Here is a 26,695-nt window from a genome sequence, read left to right on the forward strand (position 1 = left end):
TTGATTTACTGTATGTTTTGTTTGTTTTTATTTGCTCTCATCTTACGTTTGATCAAGGCAATACCTATTGGTAAAAAGGCAACTGCGATCAATCCTACAATAATATATTCTACATAATTAATAATCCAAGGAAATTCAATTCCTAAGAAATAACCCGATAAGGTTAATAATAATACCCAAAGCAATGCTCCAGATATATTAAAAATCACAAATTTTTTAAAATCTAGTTTGACTACGCCAGCAAAAATAGGGGCAAATGTACGTACAATAGGTACAAAACGTCCAATAATAAGAGCTGTACCACCATATTTATGATAAAATTCTTCAGCCATTATGACGTATTTGCGTTTAAAGATCAGACTGTCCTTTCGTTTAAACAGCATAGGACCAGCTCGATAACCAAACCAATATCCCGCAAAATTTCCTAGTACTCCAGCACCGATTAAGCCTGCACAAAGCGTCACGATATCAACCTGAATTTTATTTAATGCACAAAATAGTCCAGCTAAAAATAACAAATAATCTCCCGGTAAAAAGAAACCAAAAAATAAACCCGTTTCAGCAAATACAATGAGTAAAACCAAATAAAAACCGCCAGAGCTCAATAATTCCTCTGGGTTCAATAATTGTTGAAAAGACAACAAAAGATCTTGCATAATTTCTTTTTTATGTTTTCACTTATTTTGTGAAAAAAATCATCCTAATATAATCACTATCGATGACTTTTTATATAGACATATAATTTCTATATAAGACTGCAAAGATATAATATATTATAGTCTTTTTTTATATTAATATTTAAAATACTACTTAAGAAAAGGATCTTTTCGATTAATTATCAGTTGTCACATTGATAATTGATTCTTTTATTGCTTCCGCAATTTCTGTAAATTCTTCATGAGTAAGCGACAATCTTGGTCGAGAAAAATTTAAATCTTCAACATTATTTAGCGGGACTAAATGAATATGTGCATGCGCCACTTCTAATCCGATAACGGCAATTCCAATTTTTTTACATGGAAAAATACGTTCAATACCTTGAGCTACAATTTTTGAAAAAACCCAAAGAGCCATGTATTCGTCATCATTAATATCAAAGATGTAATCAGTTTCACGTTTTGGAATAACCAATACATGACCTTTTGCCAAAGGACTCACATCTAAAAATGCTAAAAAATCATTACTCTCTGCTACTTTATAAGCAGAAATTTCTCCTGACACTATTTTTGAAAAAATTGTAGACATATTCCAATTGTTTATAAACCAAATATAAAAAAAGGCTGCTTGTAATGCAACCTTTAAATTGTATGATAACGTTTTAATAATATGCGGTTATGGCAAAACCGCACATAACCGTCATTATTTATCTTGAAATATCGATAATTTCAAATTCGATCTGACCTGCTGGAACATCTATTACGGCTACATCACCTTTAGATTTACCCAGTAAACCTTTGGCAATCGGAGATTTAACAGAGATCTTACCTAACTTCATATCTGCTTCAGTTTCAGACACCAATTGGTAAGTCATTTCAGCGCCATTTTTCTTGTTTTTAATCTTTACAATAGAAAGTGCTAATACTTTTGATGTATCTAATTTCGATTCATCAATCAATCTTGCCCCAGCTAATGTGTTTTCCAAGTTCGCTATTTTCGCTTCATGTAAACCTTGCGCTTCTTTTGCAGCATCATATTCTGCATTCTCAGATAAATCACCTTTGTCTCGAGCTTCTGCTATTGCATTTGAGATCAGGCTTCTTCCTTCAGTTTTAAGATAGTGCAACTCGTCCTTGAGTTTTTGTAATCCCTCTGCGGTGTAATAAGTTACTTCTGCCATAATTATTATTATTTATTTTTATCTTATTTTTTCAAAATGAAACAAGACCATGTTATCCTTGTCAGATAACATGGTCTCGTTCGATGTAATACGAAGGTAAGAATTGTTTTGAACAAAACAAATTCTAACTTCTTAATTCACATTAATTCTCTTCATCATCCACAAATCGATAACCTAACCCCCTAACAGTCTGTAAGTAATGTGGTTTATCTGGATTTTTTTCAATCTTTTTTCTTAGTCTAACGACGTGCATATCCAGTGTACGGGTATTAACATTAGAGCTATACCCCCATACGACTTCCATTAATTCTTCACGTGTTATTTCTTTACCGACATTTTGTAAAAAATGCAATAAAATTCTATTTTCCAAAATTGTCAATTCAATCTTTTTACCATCTCTAATTAATGAGTGGATATTGGGCTGATGTTCCGTCTTACCAAAATGATATACCTCTGGTGTATTTTTAGGCAAAAAGAAGCGAACTTTATTCTCGATCATAGCGATCAATACATCCATATTGAAAGGCTTACTGATATAATCCGTCACCCCAAAGCTATAGGCTTCAATTTTATCAATATCCTGAGATTTGGCCGTCATCATGATGACTATGTTTTCAAATCCTGCTTTTCGAATATTTTCACAAATCTCATTACCTTCTTTACCGGGCAACATCCAATCTAATAATACAACATCTGGTCTTTTTTCTAAAATCAACTTTTCAGCCTCATTTCCATCCCCCGTTTGAACAACATTGTATCCTTCCGTTTCTAATCTGTGACGAACTAAAAAGCGTAGATTTTCATCATCTTCAATAACAGCTACAGTTATTTCTTTGCTCATAATTAATTATATTTTAAACTGAAAAAATGAGTGTAAAGGTAGTTCCTTTACCTACTTCACTTTTTACAGAAATTTCTCCTCCCATAAATTCTGTTATCTCTTTACAAAAGGCTAAACCTAAACCAATACTTCCTTGTTGATTGTACTGACTCTTTATGCGATAGAATTTCTTAAATATATTTGAAAACTCACTTTTATTTATTCCTATTCCTTCGTCCCTAAAGATAATAACAAAATTCTTTTTATTTTGTTGTATTTTAATATCTAATATTTTCCTCTTTTGATCAGAATATTTATAAGCATTATCGATCAAATTTTGAAATACACTAGTTAATAAAACGGGATCTGCAAGTAAACTTGACTTGACATTAATTTCTTTTGAAATTTTGAAATCTGCATGTTTCAATTGCGTTGAAGCAACGATATTATCAACAAAAGAATTCAAATCAATTTCTTCTTTTTTAAACTTGATGGTCTTATTTTCAATTTGACTGAAAGACAATAATTTGTTCATCAAATTGTTTAACCGATCAGACTCCTGATCCAATATATTACCATACATAATACGCTCCTCGTCGGATAAATATGGTGCACTTTTAATGTTATTCCCTGCGATTTTAATGACGCTAACTGGTGTTTTGAATTCATGTGTCAGATTATTAATAAAATCGTACTGTAATTTAAATAATCTTCCATTAATTTCTAAATTCCTATATATTAAGTATAAAATCACTAGTAAAATCAAATATACGAGTGAGATACCAAGCACTATGGGGAAAAAGCTTCGGTTTACTTCTTTGGAAATAAATGACTCTCCCGAATGAAATAATAATTTATAATCTGCTAAAGCACCTGGCAAAGGCATTTCTGTGACGTACTCTTTCACATCTGAGGTGATTGGCGCCCTGACAATTGGGACAACTTCAATACGCTCATACAAATTTGGATAGATATTTTTAACCTCCAATAAGGTCGGATCCACGTTAAAAACAAACATATCCTGTTCATAATTTACGATATGATCTAATTTTGTATCCATAATATCTTTATAAACCAATAAATCATTGATCCTTGGAATATTGAGATAGGTTATTCTGCCGGGTTGGGTAGCATAAAAAACTCGAAGAATATCGCGATCTGTCAATTTGGAACTTGACTGTAATTTGTCAATATAACTGGCTATTTTGATACCCATACTATTCAACTCATCATTGAATGGTCCCATTTCTTCGCGCTTAGTGATATATCTTTTATTTAAGCCTCGATTATTGATGGTAAATATGGATAATGTTTTAGGCCTAATATTTAATCCATTGATCGAAAAGCCTGCCAAAGCATTGACATCATTACTAAATAGCATATCATAGAATGCTATTTCTTTGACAAAGGGATAGGAGCTTAAGACGCTATAAGCATATTTACCGGCTTCCAGAGAATCGAGATATCCCTGATAAAAAGAAACTTCAGGAACACGATTTTGAAAAAAATCATTGAAAGGTACTAATGTCAAATCAAAGACTTCTGATTTGCGATTGGTAAATTCATTATCAACATGATTAATCGTATAATTACGAGCGGCAAAAACAACAACAAAATATAGCAAGGTAACAAAGGCGAAAAAAACAAAAAGTAACCCAAAATTCTTACGATAATTATAACTTGTTTCTCTCATCACCCACTATTTACCGATGTATTTATCCAAAAACTTTTCTAATTCTTGATAATATTGAATAATATTTTCTTCCTTCTTAAAGGTCCTACCCTCTTCTTCTTTTAAAATATATTGAACCGGGATATTATTATTTTTTAATTTTTGTACAAATTGATTCGCATCTGTTACTGAACTAAATCTATCTTTTCCTCCTTGTGCTAGCAATACGGGTATCTTAACGCGATTGGAGTGAAATACAGGAGATATTTGCTTAAACATACCGGATTCCCTTACAGGATTACCAATGATTTGATAATACTTTTGTAAGTAAGGTTTTACATATGGGGGAATATCTCTAAAATAAGTAAATAGGTTTGTAAAGCCGGAGTACGATACTGCACAGGCATACATATCGGAGTTAAAGCAGGCTGCATGTAATGCTGAATATCCACCAAAACCTTTCCCAACGATAGCAATTCTATCTTTATCGGCGATTCCTTCTCGGATCAACCATTTCACTCCGTCGGTTATATCATCTTGGATCTTACCTCCCCATTCTTTAAATCCAGCTGACCAAAATTCTTTTCCAAAACCTATTGAACCTCGATAATTCATTTGAAAAACCACATACCCTCGATTAGCTAAAAATTGTGCTTCATGATCAAAACCCCACACTTCTCGTTGATTGGGTCCGTCATGAGGAAGAACGACCATTGGAAGATTTTTTCGATCTTCATGTAATGGATAGGTAATAAATCCGGTAATGATCTTACCATCTCGTGCTTGATACTTTATAAATTCTGTCTGGGATAAATCACGATCTTTCAAATTGGGATTATTGTCAGTAAGCTTATGAAGATCATTATCTTGACAGTCGAAGTAATAAATCGCTCCTGGATTGGTATCTGTATAGGTTCGGATTATAATTTTATCAAATTGGGCATCGACATCAATAACATCAAATTCTGAACCTTTGGTTTTTTCAGATATCTTTTTAAAAATTTGTGCAACTTTTTCATTGAAAAAATATCGTTTCTTTTTGGACACGGTATAAGATGCATAGTTCATCTCATTCGTGTAATGGGAATAGTCCCCCCAATCTAAGTCAACTTCCTTATTGCTAAATATTTCATGTACTTCTCTTTTTCCAACCAAATCATACTCTATCAAGGAGAGCTTATCTCTGCCGATATTGGAGAGCGCATAAATATTTGTGGTTGAATTTTTCACAAACCCCATGGGTATAATAGTCGATCCAAAATCATTTTTTAGGACTTGATGGAAAGGTTGAAGATTATCTGCGCGATACATCAAGGACTCTTCTACACTGTCATTGGCCATGACCAGTCTTACTTGACCATCATTGGAGATGTACCAAGAATTGATGTTTCCTGGATTTTGTAAGATAACCTCAGATTTGCGTCCATCAATATATAATTTATGAAGATCAAAAGTAGAAGAATCACGATTGTTGATCGCTACAATAATGCCTTTATCGTATAATCTTGAAGGTTGCACCCAACGAAATTTTGCTTTCATAGGTTTTATTAAAGGTTGAATCGCATCAGTAAGAATGTTGACCGCATACAATCTTAAACTATCATTAGTAGCCTGCTCTATGGAGAAAATAATTTCTTCATTGTCCCCCCACACAAAACTATTGACATTCATATCGTTTTGATAGGTGAGTTGTTTTGAACTATCTCGATTGTTTAAATTTAATAAAAATATATTTTTGCAATGATTATCTAAACCTATATATGCTATAAAATTACCATCGGGAGAGATTTTAAAAAAAGTTTTTTCAGGAGTTGAGAAAAAACTTTCAATAGGTATTCGCTCTGTTCTATTTTCAGAACAGCCCATACCCAGAAGTGTGATAATTACTATAGATAATATAATGTGTGCGCGCATAAACAATCTCATTCGTCAACTTAATCAAAGATTAAAATTAAATGCCAATAACAAATCATGTGCAACCTTATTTTTACAAGAACATCTTGATTTTATTGCATATCAATATAAATAATATATATTTCAATAAGGCAATTAAAGTTTATATTTTTGTCTTTATGTATTTATATAACATATCCATTATATCAGAAGAATCAGTACATCAGGAAATAGTTTCTTGGATTAAAGAAAATCTGCTAACAAACACGAGTTTCAATCCTCATTTTTTAGAAATGCTTCATTCTCCGCATGAAGGAATTACATATTGTTTACAGATTCAGGTACCTTCAGAGGATGATATTGCTCAATTTCAGCAAGATCATTTGATCCATTTACAAAATGTAATCTTATCTAAGTATAAGGATAAAGCTTTCATTTTTGATAGTACGATGAAATATCTATAAAAAAAGGAGCGATAATGACTATCGCTCCTTTTTTATATTTTCTTCGATCAGCTCCCACTTTGGATCATAACTAATTTTAGGAGTCATAAAATGCAACAATACTAACCTTGAATAACGAAAGTTGAAGGGCGCAAAGATAATAATCGTTGCGAAAAGCACTAACATGTAAGTCCAAGGTGATTCACTGCCAGTAAGCACAGCAGTTGCGAGTGCAAAAGTAACTACTTCGGCGACTGACATCGCATAGCTAACATACATAGCTGCATAAAAATAACCTGGTTCTATTTCAAACGTCAAATTACAAACGGAACATACATCCTTTGTTTTCTGCTTGCTAAAACCGTAAACAGATCCTTCAAACATATTTCCCACATGACATCTTGGACATTTTGAATGGATCAATGCATGAATTTTAGATGTTGGCATATATTTTTAGTTTAGAGGATTTTTTCTTGCGATTTATTCAGTTTTGAGGTGCGAAATTTTTTATACCATAATAACCCTAATCCAGCTGCTGCTAAATAGGGTATCGCAAGTAAAAATAAAATGCCATCATTTAAGCCCTTTCCTTGTGTATTGCCATTTTGGGTCGAGTTTTCGGCATTTAAAGAGCACATAGCGCATTGAGCCTGTACTGAACTAAGAGGTGTTACAGTAATTGTACAAATCAAAAACAATGTAACTAGCAAATACTTAAACATTTTCATATTACAAAGATACTTAAAATACCGATGAGATCTAGTCTTTAAACTTTGAAAATTTCTCCCAAAAGCCATCAGCTTGTAATGGAGCTTTTAATGTCATCATTTCTTTTTTGATTGGATGCATAAAAGTCAGCGACCTGGAATGTAAACATATACTTCCTTTTGAGCTACCTCTAGGATAACCATATTTATTATCTCCAACGATGGGGCAGCCCATAGTGGACAATTGTACTCGAATCTGGTGGGTGCGTCCAGTCAATGGCTCTACTTTCAACAGGTGAAACCCATTCAACTCGCCGATCAAGGAATAATCTAATTCGGCATAACTACTTTCTTTCACTTCTTTGTTGAATGCTTTAGTTACCATTTTTTCTCGATTCCGAACAAGCCAATTAATCAATTTTCCAGCGGGTTCCAATGGCCTTTGTCTGACCACAGCAAGATATGTTTTCTTTACCTGTCGATCTTTAAACAATTTATTCATACGCTCTAGTGATTTACTTGTCTTGGCAAAAACAATTAATCCACTAACAGGTCTATCCAAACGATGGATAACGCCTAGAAAAGCCTCATTAGGTTTATGGTATTTATGTTTTAAATATTCCTTTACCATCTCTTCTAAAGACTTATCACCTGTATCATCTACTTGAACAATATCCCCTGCTCTTTTATTGATGGCAATGAGGTGATTATCCTCATATATAACATCTTTATCTGTAATATAATGCATTTAAATAAAATAAAATCCTTCTATAATCAGAATTTATAGACTAAGTGATTTGCTGATTATTAAAACAAAGATACAGCTAATCGGAATACCGAAAAAAAGTAAAGGACAATTTTACATGAAAATTGTCCTTTACTTTTTGTTAAAATATAATATTCTATTGTATCGAATCTTTCAGTGCTTGCTGATTAGCCTTTTTTGTTTCTTTTTCTTTCTTTTTAAAGAAACCTCTTAGCAAGAAGTTACTTTGCAAAGCTTCCATATTCTGGTCTAATTTAGCTGTACTTGTATTTAAATTCCGTACGACCTCTCTGAGTTCATTGCCAACTGTAGGGTCGTTGATCAATGTACCGATAGCATTATCTTTATTATTTAATTTATTTGATGCGGCATTTAAGTTTGTCATCAAAGCATTAGCCGTTTGAGATACCCCCTGTAACTGCGCTGCCGATGATCTTAAACTTGCGAATACTGCGGTATCCGTTGCCAAATCGTGTACTAAACCTTTTTTAGAATTTAATTTATCAGTCAATAAAACAAGATTTGAAGTCGCTGTATTTGCGCTCGCCATCACTTGACTGATCGAACGTAAGGATTGCTGTAAAGATGATACTAAAGCGGTATCGGTCAATAAAGATCCAACCACTCCTCGACCTTCCACCAACCCGCGTGAAATCTCTACGAAATCTGTAGTAATTTTTGCCAGATTCTGATTATTTAACTGCAAAGTTTCCATCATTGCCTCCATATCAGCAGCTTTTGCCGAACGAAGAAAGTCGTTCGCTTCGATTGAAGGTGCATTTTGAGAACCACCCGATATCACAATAATCTTATTACCAATAAGACCGTCAGATCCCAATTTGGTAATGGCATCTTTACGGATATATTCAGCAGATTTTTCTTCAATAGTCATCACGACTTCTACATCTTGTAAGTTTTTAAAGTGGATATTTTTAATAATACCGACTTTAACTCCTGAAAACCAAACGTTACTCCCCACTTTCAAACCAGCGACATCAGGAAAAGATGTCGTAATCTCAAAGGTTTTTGTAAATTTCTTTTGCTGGCTACCCAGTATAAATATACCCGCAATCAGAATAGCTAATCCTATAAAAACAAATAGTCCAACTATCACTGCTCTCTTATTTTCTGCTTTGCTCATTTAATTAAACAATAAAATTATAATCATAAAACGCTTTAACTCGCGCATCATTTGTTTCAAATATTTCTTTAAAAGATCCCTGTCTCTCAAATTTCCCATCTAATAGCATTACAATGCGATCACCCACTGATCGCGCGCAAGCTAAATCATGTGTAATAATAATGGATGAGGTTTTATAACGCAGCTGGACTTCATTGATTAGACTATTGATATCTAAACAAGTGATCGGATCTAATCCCGCAGTAGGCTCATCGTACATCATAATATCTGGACGTAAGATCAATGTACGCGCGATACCAATTCTTTTTCGTTGACCTCCTGATAATTCTGAAGGCATTTGATTAATCGCTTGTGATAACCCTACACCCTCCAATACATCTTCTACTTCTTTATTAATTTCTGTTCTTGTCAGATTTCTTTTATTACGTATCAATGGAAATTCCAAGTTTTCCCGAACAGTCATACTGTCGTACAAAGCACTGTTCTGAAATGAAAATCCAATTTTTAAACGGAGCTTCATGAGATCATGATCTCTTAGATCGTTGACCGAAATCCCTAAAACATCGATTGTTCCGTTATCTGGCTTCAATAAACCCGCAATAAGCTTAATCAGGACTGATTTACCTGTACCTGATCGTCCCAATACGACTAAGTTTTCTCCACGGTATAAATCTAGATCTACATTTTTCAAAACATGATTTTCACCAAATGATTTACTGACTCCACGTAGGGTAATAACAGCATCCTGATAATCAATATGTGTTTTAGCTTTTTCCATACCTAATTTATTATCGCTAAAATTTGTACAATAATAATCTCTTCAATAAAAACTAAGAACATAGAGGCAACAACCGCAGCATTAGCTGCTTTACCCACACCCTCTGTCCCTTTTGAGGAATAATATCCACAATAACAACTTACTGCTCCAATTGTAAAACCAAATACGACAGCTCTAAACACCATCGCCCATAAATCTTGATAGCCAATGGTTTCAAATACTTGCGTAAAGAAACTTAAAAAGCTTAAATCATCTTTGGATGCCAAACTCAGGTATCCACCTAGCAGTCCAATTCCTGCAACATAAAAAGTTAAAATAGGGATACTGATTGTTGTCGCGATGATGCGACTAACGATTAAGAATTTAAATGGATTGGTCCCCGATACCTCCATGGCATCAATCTGTTCAGTCACATTCATAGAGCTCAACTCTGCTCCTACCTGCGAACCGATTTTACCTGAAGCAATTAATGCTGTCACTAAAGGTGCTAAAGCACGTACGATCGCAATAGAAATCAAAGAAGGCAACCAAGAGGTAGCTCCGAACTCTTCCAATGAAGGACGTGACTGTTTTGTAAAAACAAACCCGACAATAAAGCCCGTTACACTAATCAAGGGCAAGGATTTCCAGCCTATCTCAAAACATTGCCGTATTATTTCCTTAAATTCATATGGTGGCGTAACAAGTTCGCGCCAAAATCGAAGTAAGAAACGATGAATATTTGCAAATTCAGTAAAAAATGATCGAAGTTTATTTAACATTAAAATAAATATTTCCTGTGTATAATAATTCTATAACACGAATGAAGGGATAAAGGTACAAAAAATAGGTAATTATTATCATCCCATAATCACTTACTTTGAGACTAAGCTTTCTTATAATCCTAGAAAACAACAAAATAATCTCCATAAAGTTTTGCCTTCATCAAAAAACATACCATGGATTAAACCATTTGCTAATTCAACATGTCATACCTACAAAGATTCTATAATTTCACAATTTATAAAATTGAATTGTCATGAATAAAGTTAAACATATAAAACTAATCGCTATAGCAGTATTTACTATACTATTTTTTGCGATTCCAAAGTCATCCATAGCGCAACGTGGATACTCCAATTATAATAGTGGTGTATCTTTTCAAACATTTTATGATGAATTAGCTCCCTATGGTGATTGGGTAAACGATCGTACTTACGGCTATATATGGATTCCTGATGTAGGTCCTAATTTTCAACCTTATTCTACTAACGGATATTGGACTATGACTGAATATGGCAATACCTGGGTATCGAACTATTCTTGGGGTTGGGCACCATTCCACTATGGAAGATGGGAATACAATAACAATTATGGTTGGGCATGGATTCCAGATTATGAATGGGGACCTGCATGGGTAAATTGGAGAGAGGGATCTGGTTATTATGGCTGGGCACCTTTGGGAATAAATATCTCGATCAACCTACCTATGAATTTATGGGTATTTGTTGGATCATCTAACATTTATAGTAATAGATTAGACCGTTACTATGTACATCCTAGAAATTATAATAATTTTTATAATAATACGACAATTATCCACAATACGGTTATTATTAACAATAGAAACTATTATGGTGGTCCAAGAAGATCGGATATTGAAAGAAGTACAGGTAGACGTGTTAATGTAAGAAGTATCAACGATGCAGGAAGACCAGGAGCATCACGTGTGACTAGAAGTAGCGTTGATATGTACCGCCCAAATGTGGATCGTAACTCTAGAACAGATGCAAGACCAAGCCGAGTTGCTGAAGCTTCATCTCGTACAAGAAGCAACAATACGACCTTACAAAATAGAAATGATCGAGTGATCTCCACGAGAGATAACATGACCAGTACAAGAGGTAACCGCGAATTGTATATTGACAATAGTGGAAATGCGACCGTAAGATCAAGCACAGACTCAAACACAGGGAATAAAACAACTGAGCGTTCTGGAAATAATAGCAATACTGTGGATAGAACACAAAATGTAGACAGTCGTGTAAATAATAATGGAAATAACAGTAATAGTCGGACAAGAACGAATACAACTACTACAGGAAATACGAGAGAAAGAGTACCGTCAACTGAAAACAATAATACTTCAGTTCGTACTGAACGATCTTCAAGTAATCCTCCTGCTGTAGAACAATCGAGAACGGAACGTCCTGCTAGGGTACAAAATACTTCTGGAAGTGAAACTAGAAGTAGCAGAACTGCTCCATCGAATACGACTGATCGTCCAACTAATGTGCAAAATACTTCTGGAAGTGAAACTAGAAGTAGCAGAACTGCTCCATCGAATACTACTGAACGTCCAGCTAGGGTACAAAATACTTCTGGAAGTGAAACTAGAAGTAGTAGAACTGCTCCGTCAAATAATACTGAACGTCCAGCGAGAGTGCAATCTAACTCGGCAGAAAGAGGTTCTTCGAGTAGAGCTTCAACCAGCAATGTGGAAAGAAGTTCATCACAATCAGGCACAGCACGTAGCACAAATAGTGGTTCGCGCACCAGATAAACAAAAACAAGATTCGTTTAAAAGAGGTTTGGTATTGGATTATCAAACCTCTTTTTTATTCCCCATATACCATGGCGCAAAAGTTTCATTTTTCGAACAATTACCTTAAATTGATGTTAATTAGTAAATTTACATCATTATTTATTTAATAAAACGAGGCGAATGGCTCAACTTACATCTATACTAGATAACGATTTTTACAAGTTCACTATGCAATATGCTGTTGTCAAGCTCTTTCCCAAAGCAAAGGCTCGATATCAATTTATAAATCGTGGACAGCATAAATATCCTCCAGGATTTGATCAAAAACTAAGAGAAGCAATTGACGCAATGGCAAAATTAAAATTGACCAAAGCTGAAAAAACATTTTTTGCGCAAAACTGTCCCTACATCGATCCAACTTATTTTGACTTTTTACAAGGCTATCGGTATGATCCTGAAGAGATCACCATTATCCAGAATGGTGATGATTTAGAAGTTAAAATTGAGGGATATTGGTATCGTACCATCCTATGGGAAGTTCCGGTTATGTCTTTAATATGTGAGCTTTACTATGAAGTCACGGAACAGGAGCGCTTATCAGATGAACAGGTAATCACTGATGCTAGAAATAAAATTGAGAAATATAAAAAGTTGGCCATCACGATTGCAGATTTTGGTACAAGAAGACGACATTCGTATCAGGTACATCAACTTGTTGTGGAAACTTTAAAAAAATATGGCGCCGGTACCTTCATCGGAACAAGTAACGTACACCTTGCTATGCAATATCAAACTAAACCAATCGGCACGCATGCGCATGAATGGTTTATGTTTCATGCTGCTAAATATGGATTCAAAATGGCAAATTTACTAGGCTTAGAGCATTGGGCAGATGTGTATCGAGGTGATTTAGGAATTGCATTATCCGATACCTATACAACAGAAGTATTCTTTAGACAATTTGACAAGAAACTTACGAAACTATTTGATGGGGTAAGACATGATAGTGGAGATCCAATAGAGTTTGCCGAGAAAATAATTTCGCATTATGTCAATAAGGGAATCGATCCTTTATCAAAAACTATTATTTTTTCCGATGGATTAGATTATGAAAAAGTCGCTCATATTACACAATATTGCAAAGGAAAGATTGGGTATTCATTTGGAGTTGGAACAAATTTCACTAACGATGTGGGATTAAAACAAATGAACATCGTGATTAAGATGACTGAAACTCAGCCCGAGGATGACGAATGGACTCAGGTCATAAAACTATCTGATGAACCTAAAAAAAACACAGGAGACCTCGCTACGATCAAATTGGCAAAACAAATATTAATGATACATGACTAGAGATATATACGGCGAAGCCTTAAATGATTATTACCTTCACCAAAAAGAGATAGCTCCTCTACTTTTACATAGTAGTTATGGAGATATTGAAGAAATGCCGGTAGATATATTTTTTCGTGACCAAGAAGAGATCCCTGAATTAGAATTTATCGCACTTTCTCTATGTGACGGTCGTGTTTTGGATGTTGGTGCTGGTGCTGGTTGTCACACCTTATATTTACAAGACAAAAACTTTGATGTTGAGGCTTTAGAAATATCGAATATTGCATGCCAAATCATGCAGCAACGGGGTGTTCAAAAAATCCATCATACCGACTTCTATCAATTTAAAGGTGAGCAATATGATACACTTTTATTCTTAATGAATGGGATTGGACTGGCTGGAGATATTGACGGATTTAAAAAATTATTACATCATGCTGAATCATTATTGACTTCAAGAGGTCAACTTATTTTTGATACTTCAAATATTGATTATCTTTATGAAGAGTATAAAATAAAGCGTCCAGAACATTATTTTGGAGAAATTAATTACCAATATCAATATCAAGGAAATTTTGGAGAGAAATTTAAGTGGTTATATATGGACCAAAAAATGCTCATTAACATTGCTCATGAATTGAACTGGGTTGTTCAAATTTTATTTGAAGATGAGCATGACCAATATTTAGTTCGAATGGAAAAAAGAAAATAGCATCTGCTGCGATCCAAAACTGACTCTATTAAAATAGCCTCTGTTCTTTTATCATGAAACTTATATCAAATTCAAATATTACCTTATTTGAATTTGATATAAGTTTCAATAATAATCTGCTTCACTCCTAATTCTGGAAGATTTTCTTCTCCCTTTTGAATGAGGGTGTCTCCTTTTTGAATCAATTCGAAATCAAAGATATTATTTTCCCAATCTCGCATACTGCAGTATTGAAGTCGTTCTTGATATTTGTTACCATTTAATGTATAAGTTCCACCTCCAGAAACAAATAAAGGATCTTTTCCTTTGCCCTTCTCTTTGTCGTGATTAAAGAAAGAAAAATGATTTTCATTGAACATTTTAAACATCTCTGTTTTTAATGTATCTGAAAAAGCAATAATAGTATCCCCTCCTTTGATGGTTTTACTTTCAATTAAACGATAGGTTCCTGAAAGGTTTTGATCACTTTCGACTGCCTTATCTATTTTTTTAGAACAAGAGGTACACAAAATAAAGGACAACAAGACTAGCAGCTTTTGATTTTTTAGGTTTTTCATAAAATGGTTTTATAATAATAGCGTTCAAATAATTATAGTCTGAACGCTATTAAAGATGCAAGAAATTATTTATAGCACCAAATTGCTATTTTCAATTTCCCGTTTATATAAAAAATGTATCACAGTAAACCGTTGGACATGCGGTGAAGAATAATAAATTACTGATATACTTTCACCCAATCAATCAGCATTTCCACGGGTAATTGTTTCGAATCAACTTTCCCGACCCAATTACCTCCTAATTGTTGATCTATTAATAAAAAGAAAGGTTGGTCATATGGCCATTGTGCTTGATCTAATTCAGTAATTCTAGGATATGTAAACGTATCTTTACCATTTAACTGGAATACAATCCGATCAGGATACCAGCTTATGCCATATATATTATATGCAGCTGCATTGATTTTAGCTGTTCCGGAATGTGGCGGATTATTTTTTCTTCCGAGATCCAATGTATAATAGGAATGAGTTGTCTGATAGATGATCGAATCATGATTAAGATGTTCCATAATATCAATTTCTCCATTTTTAGGATACTTGCCATATTTATCTAATTCAGCAAGCATCCACATAGCCGGCCATGCTCCTTGTGCACTACCAAGCTTAGCGCGTATTTCAATTCGACCATATTGAAAGGCAAACTTTCCTTTACTCCAAATACCACCTGTTAAGAAAGGACGGGAATCTCTGGACGAATCCGAATTATTAATGCCCTTCAAAATCAGTTTACCATCTTCCATTGCAAAACAGGCAGTATCCATACTCATATGTCTATTCCAATCAGACTCGCCTGCGGGTATTTTACTCCATTTTGTCGTATCCATAGAAGTGCCATTAAAATGATCTTCCCAGATCAATTTCCATTTTTTTGCTTCACGACCCTTATGTTGTATAAACACATGTGGATGTGTTTTTAAGCGATTGCTAACTTGACATGAAGTTAAAAATGCCATGCATGTAAAATATAGAATAAAATAATTAGTCATCTGCATAAAAAATTGCATTAATATATGTAAAATTACTTAAAAACACTTCTATTATGATTAAGTATGTGAACCAGTTAGCCAATTATTATATTTGAAATCATTTATGAGGTTTATCTCTCTAAACTTCTCATTGAGACGCTAACAGTAAACAGCCCAATGTAGGTACAAGATCATCAATAAACATGAGCAAATTAAATTTCACCTTGTGGCACTCTTTAAAACAATCATAATAAATGGTATTTCTACTTCTGCTAATGGATCTTTATCTATTCTACTATGATCAGCGACTGTAATAAAAATAGTTTGTTTTTCTATTCCAATAGTTTGTTTGGTTAACTAACAGATTTCAACAGCTGATTAATTTCAAAAAATATAATTATTTGCTAGAAAATCAATTCTGTACAAAAGGTAGTGGATCGCGTAATGTAAAGCGAACATCTATCTTAATTCCATTTCGTTCAATTTTCATTGTGATTTCTTTGCCTTCTTCCGATTTCATTAAATTAGTCAAATCCTCCAGTGTGTAAGCTGAAACACTTTTACCATTGACAGCTAAAATTTTATCATCTCTCCTTAAACCCGCCAATTGAGCAGGAGAAGCTTCCCTGACCATATCGATTTTAAATAAAGGTTTTAACACAAACTTAAACTGCAGTTTATTATTAAAATTAATATCCTTACTATCATCACGCTTTAATGTAACTGGTACTTCCTGCTTTTCCCATTTCATTCCGTTGTGTACAATTTCTAAACCACTCATATTCAAATAATAAAATTTATCAAAATTTCTATTCTTACTTAGATAAATCTGTTTATTGGGATAATCAAAAATAATTTTAAACCGCCGTAACAACTCATTGCCAATAGATCCAATTCTCTCATTTACGATCTTTGCATTTTGAACGGATTCAAACTCTGGGTAAGCCACCAGTGGAAATGACATTTGGAATGGACCTATGGTCAATTTCTTTATCCGATTTCGCAAACCATAAATTTCACCATTAAATCCCTGACCGATATAATCCGAGATAAAGGGGGGGCGAACTTCATAATCTTTCAATCTATTTTTCAATAACAATACCGCATCACTATTTCCCATATCGATAAGTGCTTTACCATTAATCTCCAGATTATCTTGCTGTACAGAAATTTTAACAAATGGGCGACTTCCGATAACCTCAATGGCTAATATCGTTAGCTTTGACCATGACTTTGGGGTATTTTCATTAGGAAATACTTTTATTCTCTTTTTCAAAAAGTCAAATTCAATTCTATAGTCTGAAAAGAAGCGACTGCCCAATATCCCATTGACCTCGACACCAATTCGTGATGATATATCAATATGCTCATTATCTAAAATAAAAATAGGATGATCTATATCTTCCATTTTTTTCCCAACGATCACATGATTATTGATCGCTAAAATACCATCCACACCGGCATTCCGTCCAAGACCCTGAAACTTATTTTTAAAGATTGTACTGTCGACTTCACCTAGAGACTTGCCAAAGACCATTGTTTCTTTTACTCCGGTGTCGAGCAGAAAATTCATCATAAAACCATTTACCTCTACAGGTATTATAACGAGATTATGCACAAATATAAAGGGGAAACTTAGCTTCTTGTTTTTATGCAAAACAAACCCTGATTGCCCAAAAGCAACTTGGAAAAGCAAACATATCAACAATAGGAGGCCTATTTTCATGAAAGTCTATATTGGTATAGACAATATACCAAAAAAAGAGGGAAAAGAAAGAATAATCCGAACTACTAAATAAACTAGCTTTGATTTCACCAAAAGTCCTCAATAGACCAACTAAAAATGAATCCGGTTCAATAAATCATATCAAAATAAAAGGGGGAGCTATAGCTCCCCCTTTTATTTTGATATGATTTATGATTAATCGATCAGTTATGGATTTTGAGATCCGATATTTGGATTTGACTCCATTTCTGAACGTGGAATCAAAAATTGCCATCTTGGATCACCAGCAGGTACATCCATTAAATCTCCTACAGATGCCGAAACATAATTTGGAACTGCAGTACGATTTAAAGGCTGATTTAATCTTTTCAGATCAAGAAATCTAAAACCTTCACCCCACAATTCAACACGTCTGTTTGTTAAAATTTCATTAATTAAATCTGTACCGGTTTTACTTGAGATAGTAGCTGAAGCATCTCTTGCTTGAACCAATTTAAATAATGCTTGTTGAGCTAAAGAAGTTTGATTACTTTTAGCATATGCCTCTGCTAAAATTAAATGCATTTCTGCACTTCGAATATATGTTACATCTCCTAAAGTTCCACCATCAGCCTTAATAGAAAATTTTCTACTCATATAATCCTGTCTAGCAAAAGCTGTTGTAGGCAAAGGAAAGTTTGCAGCTGTAGGTTTCGGTTCCCACATTTTCTTTCTGACATCCGTAGAAGAGATCTGATCGTATAAAACTGAATTAATTCTCTTTGGATTAGCTCTCATATAAGAAGTATTCGCATTATATGCAATCTGCGCAAACCACGAACCAAATGCATCTCCCTGGTCAGCCGAAGGCATCGCCGCCCACATAACTTCAGACATAACACTAGCGTCATTAAATCCTTTTACATAGACTTCTTGATTCATTAAAGGATACTTGTTTTCATCAATAACCTTTTTAGCATATAAAATCGCATTCGGATAATCTTGCATTGTTAGAGCAATGCGAGCTCGTAAACCCAAAGCTACATCAACGTTAGCTTGAGATTTATTCGATCTCGTAGCTGTATTTAATGCAATGGCATCCTCCAAATCTTTAATAATTGCCTGATATATCACTTCAACAGACTCACGTGGTTTAGCGGAGTCGTTACTTGATAATAACAAAGGAACTCCCAATTGGGCATTTGGTTTTACTGCAGCATCGTATCTTTTACCGTACAATTGTACTAAATAAGAATAACAATAAGCTCTTGTTGTTAATGCTTCTGATTTTATTCTAGCAATTTCAGCAGGTGTACCTGTCACGTTATCAATATTATCAATAATAAAATTTAAATTACCTATGATTTTATAAAACGTACGATAAACAAAGTAATTAACCTGATGATTATCAGCTCTATGAGCTACCCAATTCCCCTCTCCTGTACTCGTAAACCAGTTTCCAGCGCTAATACCTAAATCTTCTCCCATAAAATCCATCGATAGCAATATACCTCCGACTCCTGGTTTATTTTGAACATTAGATGTTGTAACTGTTGTTCTTTCAAACATGAAACGATATACCCCATTTATTGCTGTATTGGCATTTGCAGTACTTGTGAATATATTTTCTTGACCAACCTTATCTGTAGGTGCTGTTTCCAAATAATCTTTCTTACAACCTGAAAATAATAAAACGGTTGCAAGAGTAGATAATAAAAGTGTCTTTTTCATTTTCATTAAAAATCTAAAAATTACAATGATAAATTAATACCCAAACTAAACATTCTGTTAGGCAAGTAAGTGCTTGAGTTAGTTCCATCAAATGCCTCAGACGGGTTCATTCCCCTTCTCTTAGAAATTAAACCTAAGTTTTCTCCAGCGAAGAAAACACGAGCAGAACTTACATCAATTTTACTTAACAGATTTTTAGGTAAAGAATAAGAAAAATTCACATTTCTAAAACTGATGTAACTTGCATCGATTAACCATCTGCTAGAAGCGGCATTAATATTTGCAGAATTTGACGCATCAAGCCTTGGAATATCACTTGTTGTATTTTCTGTTGTCCATGCGTTTAATGCATCTGCATGATAAGCTTTTCCAAAACTTGCAGTTCCCATTAAACCAGCGTAGTTACTATCATAAACCTTACCACCTAATTGATAAGTGATTAAGAATGATAATGAGAAATCTTTATAATTAAAGGTATTCGTAAATGCTCCCATGAAATCTGGAATCGCTGAACCTGAATAATCAAATTTAGCATGGGTTTGATTTACAACGTAATCTTTACCATTGACAGTTCTAATATTTGCTGCTGCAGTTCCTTCCGCTGGTATATAAAGTGCCGATCCATCAGAAGCATCAACTCCTGCATATTGTCTAAGCCAAAAAGAATAGTAATCTTTTCCAACTTCACGTCTTTTAGTTCCAGTTGTAACGACCTTATTTTCATCTGGCATTTTTGTAATTCTATTTTTAAAAGTAGTAAAGTTTGCAGATAAATTCCAGCTAAAGTCTTCTTTACGAATGATATCTCCGGCCAATGTTAATTCAACACCAGTATTATACATTGCCCCAACATTGCGAATTTGTGATTCAAATGCATTTGAAGTAGGCAGAGGCACATTCATTAATAATTTATCAGAACCTCTTTTATAAAATTCCAACTCACCTGTCAAACGACCCTTAAAAAATGAAAAATTGGTTCCAATATTAAAAGTATTAGATGTTTCCCAAGTAATATCGGGATTAGGAGCACTATAAATAATGACACCAGGAAAAGCACCATTATTCGATCCTAATTGGTACAATGCTTGATAAGCATAGTAATTTGGATCTCCGTTTTCATCTAAAATATTATTATTTCCAACCTGGCCAAATGATGCTTTCAATCTCAAGTCATCAACCCAAGATACATCTTTCATAAAATTTTCTTTGCTTAATGCCCAAGCACCACCCAATGAGAAAAATGTACCCCAACGATTTTCTTTTTTAAAGATAGAGGAACCATCACGGCGAATTGAACCATCTAAATAATATTTTTCATCAAAATTATAGGATACCTTCGAGAAATAAGATTCGATCTTATTTTCATTCGTATATCCGGCTATAGAAAATGGCGTCACGAAATTATTAAATTCATAAATACCGGTTGACACAACTCCTCTTTTCTCAGCAGAAGATACATGATAATTATAATCGTAATTTTCATGTCCTAAAATAGCGGAGACATTATGTTTATTAATCGATTTACGATAAGATAGAATTTGATTGAAAGTATAAGATTTAGTGGTCGAATTCTGTTCATATCCCGATCCATTTAATGTAGCTCCATCTCCGATAAGATTATTATAATAAATGCTATTACTACCATTTCTTATATCAATGCTGAATGTTGGCGTAAAAGTAAAATCTTTTAAAAATTTAATCTCCGCAAATGCTCTACCGCCAATAAGATTTCTCTTATTCACTCTAGGATTTAACATAGTTTCATAGATTACATGACGGCCAGGAGAAGCACCACTAGGTCTATTGACTGAACCAGCATGCATACCATAATCATACATTTGGATTCCAGTAATAGGATCTAGAACAGCTTTTCCAGTCGCATCCCACGCATGTACAGGATATATTGAGCCTATTCCACGTATAAAGTTGAACGGATTAATAAACGAATTAGCTGAATTAGTTGATGCATCAGAAGCTACACTACCGGTTGAACTGCTTGCAGATAAATTAACCCCAGTTTTTAACCAAGATTTTACCGTTGTATTTAAATTTACACGACCATTAAATCTTTCAAAATCAGAACCTATTACATATCCTTCATCTTTCAGATAACCCAAAGAAACATAATAATCCGTTTTTTCAGCACTCCCACTTACACTTAAATTTGCATCTGAACGCTTACCTGTTCTCAACATTTTATCGTACCAATCAAAATCATCGTACTTAAGTGATGCATCAGGATTCATCTTGCCATCTAAACCTACGACTTCATTATTATCAACATTAAATGGATTATACATCAAAGTCGAGAAAATTGTATTTTTAGCTTTTAGGGCTGCATCAGATTCTAATAAACCTTTTCCTGTTGTTGGAAACATATATGAGTTTTTCAAAGCTTGAAAAACTGTTGGATAATAATCCATTGTACCAACACGGTCATATTCAGGAATTCCTCTATTCGAAATACCTTGTGTAAAACCCGCATTCAATTTTGGTGCACCTTTACCTTTTTTAGTAGTAATAATTATCACACCATTTCCAGCTCTTGATCCATACAATGCCGCTGAAGTGGCATCTTTCAATATCGATATGCTTTCAACATCAGAACTGTTAATATCTCCAATATTACCATCAAAAACTGAACCGTCGACAACATAAAGTGGAGCGCTTGAGGCAGACATTGAACCAAAACCTCTTAAACGAATTGCTGGCCCTGTACCGGGTTGACCATTTCCTGCATTAACAGAAATACCAGGAGCAGATCCCGCCAATGCATTAGTAATATTTGTTACAGTACGTTTCTCTAAATCTTTAGAACCAATAGTTGCAACAGAACCAGTAATTTCTGTTTTTTTAGCTGTACCATACGCTACCACTACAACTTCATCTAAAGCATTATCGGAATTATCCAATGTAACATTAAATGAAGATTGTCCTTCTTTAACGATTAATGTTTTATCTGAAAAACCGACTGATCGAAAAACAATAACCTTTCCTGTAGGCACTGAGAATGAGTAATTTCCATTCGCATCTGTTTGAGTAGCTTGGTTAGATCCTTGGACAGCTATCGTCACACCAACCAATGGTTTCCCATCAGCTCCTGTTACACGACCACTAACTTTTTTCTCTTGCGCAAATGCAACAGAAGTCAGAATCATACTACCCACAAAAAAACTGAGTAATGTTTGTTTCATATGTTTATATTTATTTAAGTGTGTAAAGTCCTAAAAAAGACTTTGGTTAAGCAATCTTGTTTTCTAAACAACTATCAGGCAATACTTTACATTACAATCAAACAATTCATCGGCAATCGACCCCACGCAATCGATTGCATATTCTCTCATGCATTTGACCAGTGTTAATATTTAAGAAGAAATACGAATGTATACTGTTAGAGTACTTTTCAAAACGGCGAATTGCAAATTATCTAAAATATCTGCGTACTGCCTAGTGTTAAATAATGTTAAAACCAAAGTTAAAACATTATTTCAAATTAGCAAATTTTTGCAATTAAAATCTTTATACCATTAAAAAAATGCATGCAAGTAAGTTTAAACACATGAATTTTTATTACTATTTTTTGAAAATTAATAGCGAATGTAACATTCCTATGATTCAAAAATGATATCATAAAACTCAGAGTATGATAACTTGAAAGCATAAATTAATCGTTCGAAATAAAGAAATGCTCATCATAATGAGAAATTTGAGAGTAATTGATCGATTACAGCTATAATAAAGTTTAAGTTTACAAATAATAAATATTGATACGAAATGCAATAAACTGCAACTTCCGCATCGGCTGAGATTAGGTTGTGATGAGTACATTTTCTATAGATTAATGATTACCTAGAAATATAGATCAGCATTAAAATATCAAATTTCTAAATCCTAAAATTAAGCTTAAATTTTTAAAGATTATACAATTAGAGACTTTCTATATTCATTTTTCTTTATTCGTAGTATATCGTTTAAACTTAAACCTCATTAATCTGTAGGGTTATTACGAAATAATATACATAAATATAAAAAGGAAGCTTGCATACTGTTATTTAAATTAATTGTAATTGTCCTAAGAGAACTAGGAAAAGCAAATATGCTAGTAATTGGGAGACTATTTCTATCAAAGTGTATATGGGTATAGACAAAATACCAAAAAAGATAATACAAATTAAACTAAAGGATGCTGTGTCATTGATGAAAGCATAAAAAAAATGAATAAGCGGAAACAACATTTTATACTTTCATAAAGCTAGCATTTTTTCAATTTAAAGTTTATATAATTCGATGTCTGCTTAAATTGAGTTTGTATAGCTTGGAATGACACCTTGCATCGATTCCGTATAAAAAACAAGTAAGGGATTGTCTATTGTGTTATAGACAATCCCTTAAGATTTAATTAAATATTAAATCAAATAATTAGTCATTCTCAACTAGACCTGAATATCTAACACCTGAAATTCTATAGTGATCAAATCCTGTTGGACTATCATCACTAAATTTAACTTCAAATACGATACTATCTGCAACTGTTCCATTTGGATATTTTGCAGCGCCTTTTAGTACTTTACCATTTGTAATATCAAATGTAATCTCGTCTCCTTCAGCAGCGGCATTCTTAATTGTCTTTCCAGAGAAAGATTTATCCGATAAATTTAGATCGACTTTACCTTTAAATGTCCAAAAATTATCGTAATCATCCAGCCACATTTTATCAGATGTGTTCTCTACTGTATTGTAGGTACCTATTTTAAAATGGCCTAAACCGTACACGTCCTTTTCAACGAGAGAACCGTCAGCCTTAACAGCATCGGCTGTAACATACCATTCACCAGCAGTTTCTTGTGTAGCTGTCCCTTCAACCTCATCTTTCTTACAGGAGGTAAAGCTTATTGTAGCTGTAAGAAAAAATATTAATACTCTATTTGTTAATTTCATAATATTTCAGTTTATTTTTTAACCCAAATTCTTGGAGTGTTTGGTGCTGTAGCTTGAGCAAGTAATGTAATTTTGAAAGTTAAAATATTTCCACTCATCACAGCAGAACCAACAGCCGGTCCAAAACCGCTTAATGCCCACTCTGGTACGACAGCATTAATTCCATCAGTCGATAATACAAATACTGGAATAGTTGATGCACCCCAGACATTGCTGAATCTATAAAATCCTGGAGCTAATTTGGTCATAGTACTCGAGTAAGCCGCATTGGCCTGATATGAATAATTGCCAGATAGATCTCCTTTTGGAGCCGCTGATAATACTGCTATGTAACGGCTAATAGATCCCGGAAAACCATCCGAGTTTATTGCACTATATTTCAATTCATAGATACCTTCTTTCGCAGTATTCACAGAACCAGCAATTTTTACTTCAAGTGGCTTATCACCTTCTTTTGCCGTCACTCCAGCTTCAGTATATTTTCCACCCACGACCATAGACTGATACGCATCACCAGTTAATGTCAGAACAGGATAGGTTGTAATATGAGTCCCCCCCCCAGTTGTTTCATCCTTTTTACATGCATGAAATAAAAGCAAGACAAGCATAAAAGGAATAATATTATATATAAATCTTTTCATTATTTTGTATATTTAAATCTATAACCAAATTTTATTTCGCCCAGAATACCGGTTCTTTATCTGGTTTAACGGCTGGAGCATTACTATTTGCATTTGTAGAGCTCTGAGCATAACGAATACGTTGCAAAAGCTGATTATTACCCACCGTATTAAACACATCTATAGGTGTATACAAAGTTCCGGGAACAAGTAGTTCAGGTTTAAAAACATCATTAGCGACATTATATATAGCAGCTCCATTTACAGTACCAAATGCTGGATATTTAAGACGTCTCAACTCACACCATGCTTCAAAATTATTTGTACCTGATAGAGCCACCCATTTTTGAATACCGATTAGCTTCGCATAATTAGCATTGTTATAAGCATAAGTGCCAGTAATTACGTTTTGTGCATCAGAAGCTTTTAATCCAGCTGAAAGGAATGATTCAGTAATTGCATTGTCATAATGTGTTTTTGCAACTGCGGCCGAACCATTTTTGGCATAGTATTCCGCCAAGAAGAACTCTACTTCAGATTTAGTAATCAGATATACAGGAGAATCATATCTCATCGCAGGTCTGTTAAAGTTTTCGGCTTTGTATAATTTTGAAGTCGAGTAATTTGTCCCTGAGACTCCACCTAAAAACTTACCATCTTTGTTCTTATCAAAAAAAGCAGACAGCCTAGCATCATTGGAATCCTCCATAACTGCTGACAGGGCTAAATTCAATGTTACGTTTTTTTGAGTAGATCCGAAATAGGCTGCAAATTCCTCTTGATAATATGGGTTTGCCTTACCTGTTTCATCTGCCCAAATTCCCGCCCAAGCCACATCTTCTGCAGGGAAGTTATTTTGAGAAATCAACGTTGCCAATTGGCTTTTAACATCCTGAACTTTACTCATGCGCATTAGAATTTTTAATTTCAATGCATTCGCAAATTTAATCCATTCCGCTGAAGTCGATTTTCCAAAAAGAAATGACTCTATTACTGGTGTATCATCGGACACTTTAGACAAAGCGTCATCCAATTCAGCTAGTATACCCTTATAAACAGCATCACCATCATCATATTTTGGGGCGAGGATATCTTTTTTCCAAGCTTCAGAATAAGGTGTTTCTCCATAGGCGTCCACTAATGCTTGCAATGTAAACGCTCTCAAAGTAGTCGCAGCAAGGTTATCTCCCCAACTATTAGTTGCTACAGATTTCTCGCGGATTGTTTGCAAATTGTTTAACACACGTGTATTAAGCTGAGTATATGTGCCACTTGAACGTGTTTGAGATGTAATAAACTGTGAGTAGTCTACATAATTGCTTGTACCAAATAAATGGGCATATTGTTCAGAATAATATCCACCAAGAATACGGAAAAAGTTTCCATAACTTGTAGCCAAGTTCATCTCTACTCCCGGAAGGATCAAATTACTTGTCACATTTTCCGTTGATGGTGAATTTGGATCCACATTGATATCTAAATATTTTTTACAAGATGTGACTCCTATTGCTATTGCCAATAAAGGCAGTATAATTTTTTTCATTTTGCTCA

24 protein-coding genes are annotated in these 26,695 nt (G+C 34.0%); 4 read left to right on the top strand and 20 right to left on the bottom strand.

From position 1 onward, the window contains the following. Positions 1–5 precede the first annotated feature (5 nt). The 6 genes from C8N37_RS20700 to C8N37_RS20725 all read right to left on the bottom strand — a co-directional run bounded on the left by C8N37_RS20700 (position 6) and on the right by C8N37_RS20725 (position 6,243). The gene (locus C8N37_RS20700) at positions 6–656 is read right to left on the bottom strand and encodes a DedA family protein (protein ID WP_108160716.1); all 651 of its coding nucleotides are present in this window, start codon (positions 654–656) and stop codon (positions 6–8) included. 175 nt (positions 657–831) lie between these two features. Next, the gene (locus tag C8N37_RS20705) at positions 832–1,245 is read right to left on the bottom strand and encodes an HIT family protein (RefSeq protein ID WP_108160717.1); all 414 of its coding nucleotides are present in this window, start codon (positions 1,243–1,245) and stop codon (positions 832–834) included. Between the two features lie 118 nt (positions 1,246–1,363). Continuing rightward, a complete protein-coding gene (greA, locus tag C8N37_RS20710) occupies positions 1,364–1,837 on the bottom strand; it encodes a transcription elongation factor GreA (protein WP_045753662.1) in 474 nt (157 codons plus the stop codon). Positions 1,838–1,979: 142 nt separating this feature from the next. Beyond that, positions 1,980–2,678 carry a response regulator transcription factor gene (locus tag C8N37_RS20715; RefSeq protein WP_108160718.1) on the bottom strand — a complete coding sequence of 233 codons (699 nt, stop codon included), beginning with the start codon at positions 2,676–2,678 and terminating at the stop codon, positions 1,980–1,982. Positions 2,679–2,691: 13 nt separating this feature from the next. After that, positions 2,692–4,350 (bottom strand): sensor histidine kinase, encoded by a 1,659-nt coding sequence (locus tag C8N37_RS20720; protein WP_108160719.1) that lies wholly within the window; start codon positions 4,348–4,350, stop codon positions 2,692–2,694. Between the two features lie 6 nt (positions 4,351–4,356). Next, positions 4,357–6,243: an alpha/beta hydrolase family protein gene (locus tag C8N37_RS20725; protein ID WP_108160720.1), complete on the bottom strand. Its 1,887-nt coding sequence runs from the start codon at positions 6,241–6,243 to the stop codon at positions 4,357–4,359. Positions 6,244–6,401: 158 nt separating this feature from the next. Between C8N37_RS20725 and C8N37_RS20730 the strand changes: the two genes are divergently transcribed. Beyond that, entirely contained in the window at positions 6,402–6,686 is a 285-nt protein-coding gene (locus tag C8N37_RS20730) for a DUF4286 family protein (protein WP_108160749.1), read from the top strand. Between the two features lie 18 nt (positions 6,687–6,704). On the opposite strand, the gene C8N37_RS20735 is transcribed toward C8N37_RS20730, so the two are convergent. From C8N37_RS20735 to C8N37_RS20760, 6 genes are all read right to left on the bottom strand, one after another. After that, complete coding sequence (locus C8N37_RS20735; protein WP_108160721.1) at positions 6,705–7,112, bottom strand: DUF983 domain-containing protein; 408 nt, start codon at positions 7,110–7,112, stop codon at positions 6,705–6,707. Positions 7,113–7,123: 11 nt separating this feature from the next. After that, entirely contained in the window at positions 7,124–7,303 is a 180-nt protein-coding gene (locus C8N37_RS20740) for a hypothetical protein (protein ID WP_244914496.1), read from the bottom strand. Positions 7,304–7,424: 121 nt separating this feature from the next. Beyond that, positions 7,425–8,120 carry an RluA family pseudouridine synthase gene (locus C8N37_RS20745; protein WP_108160723.1) on the bottom strand — a complete coding sequence of 232 codons (696 nt, stop codon included), beginning with the start codon at positions 8,118–8,120 and terminating at the stop codon, positions 7,425–7,427. A gap of 154 nt (positions 8,121–8,274) precedes the next feature. Further along, positions 8,275–9,279 (bottom strand): MlaD family protein, encoded by a 1,005-nt coding sequence (locus C8N37_RS20750; protein WP_108160724.1) that lies wholly within the window; start codon positions 9,277–9,279, stop codon positions 8,275–8,277. A 4-nt stretch (positions 9,280–9,283) separates the two neighbouring features. Continuing rightward, on the bottom strand, positions 9,284–10,057 hold the full coding sequence (locus C8N37_RS20755; RefSeq protein WP_108160725.1) for an ABC transporter ATP-binding protein: 774 nt from the start codon (positions 10,055–10,057) through the stop codon (positions 9,284–9,286). Between the two features lie 2 nt (positions 10,058–10,059). Continuing rightward, positions 10,060–10,818 carry an MlaE family ABC transporter permease gene (locus C8N37_RS20760; protein ID WP_045753671.1) on the bottom strand — a complete coding sequence of 253 codons (759 nt, stop codon included), beginning with the start codon at positions 10,816–10,818 and terminating at the stop codon, positions 10,060–10,062. A 257-nt stretch (positions 10,819–11,075) separates the two neighbouring features. On the opposite strand from C8N37_RS20760, the gene C8N37_RS20765 reads away from it, so the two are divergent. The 3 genes from C8N37_RS20765 to C8N37_RS20775 all read left to right on the top strand — a co-directional run bounded on the left by C8N37_RS20765 (position 11,076) and on the right by C8N37_RS20775 (position 14,628). Beyond that, positions 11,076–12,599: a DUF6600 domain-containing protein gene (locus C8N37_RS20765; protein ID WP_108160726.1), complete on the top strand. Its 1,524-nt coding sequence runs from the start codon at positions 11,076–11,078 to the stop codon at positions 12,597–12,599. A 162-nt stretch (positions 12,600–12,761) separates the two neighbouring features. Further along, positions 12,762–13,934 (top strand): nicotinate phosphoribosyltransferase, encoded by a 1,173-nt coding sequence (gene pncB, locus C8N37_RS20770; protein ID WP_108160727.1) that lies wholly within the window; start codon positions 12,762–12,764, stop codon positions 13,932–13,934. Further along, positions 13,927–14,628: a class I SAM-dependent methyltransferase gene (locus tag C8N37_RS20775; RefSeq protein WP_108160728.1), complete on the top strand. Its 702-nt coding sequence runs from the start codon at positions 13,927–13,929 to the stop codon at positions 14,626–14,628. The genes pncB and C8N37_RS20775 overlap by 8 nt, the downstream gene beginning before the upstream one ends. Before the next feature lie 83 nt (positions 14,629–14,711). Here the strand turns inward: C8N37_RS20775 and C8N37_RS20780 are convergent, their stop codons facing one another. The 8 genes from C8N37_RS20780 to C8N37_RS20815 all read right to left on the bottom strand — a co-directional run bounded on the left by C8N37_RS20780 (position 14,712) and on the right by C8N37_RS20815 (position 26,687). Next, the gene (locus tag C8N37_RS20780; RefSeq protein WP_045753675.1) at positions 14,712–15,185 is read right to left on the bottom strand and encodes a hypothetical protein; all 474 of its coding nucleotides are present in this window, start codon (positions 15,183–15,185) and stop codon (positions 14,712–14,714) included. A gap of 158 nt (positions 15,186–15,343) precedes the next feature. Then, a complete protein-coding gene (locus tag C8N37_RS20785; RefSeq protein WP_108160729.1) occupies positions 15,344–16,138 on the bottom strand; it encodes a glycoside hydrolase family 16 protein in 795 nt (264 codons plus the stop codon). Positions 16,139–16,562: 424 nt separating this feature from the next. Then, positions 16,563–17,726: a PDZ domain-containing protein gene (locus tag C8N37_RS20790; protein ID WP_186812866.1), complete on the bottom strand. Its 1,164-nt coding sequence runs from the start codon at positions 17,724–17,726 to the stop codon at positions 16,563–16,565. Between the two features lie 357 nt (positions 17,727–18,083). Beyond that, positions 18,084–19,586 (bottom strand): RagB/SusD family nutrient uptake outer membrane protein, encoded by a 1,503-nt coding sequence (locus C8N37_RS20795; protein ID WP_170114574.1) that lies wholly within the window; start codon positions 19,584–19,586, stop codon positions 18,084–18,086. A gap of 20 nt (positions 19,587–19,606) precedes the next feature. Further along, a complete protein-coding gene (locus C8N37_RS20800) occupies positions 19,607–22,780 on the bottom strand; it encodes a SusC/RagA family TonB-linked outer membrane protein (RefSeq protein ID WP_108160732.1) in 3,174 nt (1,057 codons plus the stop codon). A gap of 1,225 nt (positions 22,781–24,005) precedes the next feature. Further along, entirely contained in the window at positions 24,006–24,524 is a 519-nt protein-coding gene (locus tag C8N37_RS20805; protein WP_108160733.1) for a lipid-binding protein, read from the bottom strand. Between the two features lie 11 nt (positions 24,525–24,535). Next, a complete protein-coding gene (locus tag C8N37_RS20810; protein ID WP_108160734.1) occupies positions 24,536–25,165 on the bottom strand; it encodes a DUF5011 domain-containing protein in 630 nt (209 codons plus the stop codon). Positions 25,166–25,196: 31 nt separating this feature from the next. Continuing rightward, a complete protein-coding gene (locus tag C8N37_RS20815) occupies positions 25,197–26,687 on the bottom strand; it encodes a SusD/RagB family nutrient-binding outer membrane lipoprotein (RefSeq protein ID WP_108160735.1) in 1,491 nt (496 codons plus the stop codon). Positions 26,688–26,695 lie beyond the last annotated feature (8 nt).

Source organism: Sphingobacterium faecium, from assembly GCF_003054045.1.
GTDB lineage: Bacteria > Bacteroidota > Bacteroidia > Sphingobacteriales > Sphingobacteriaceae > Sphingobacterium > Sphingobacterium faecium.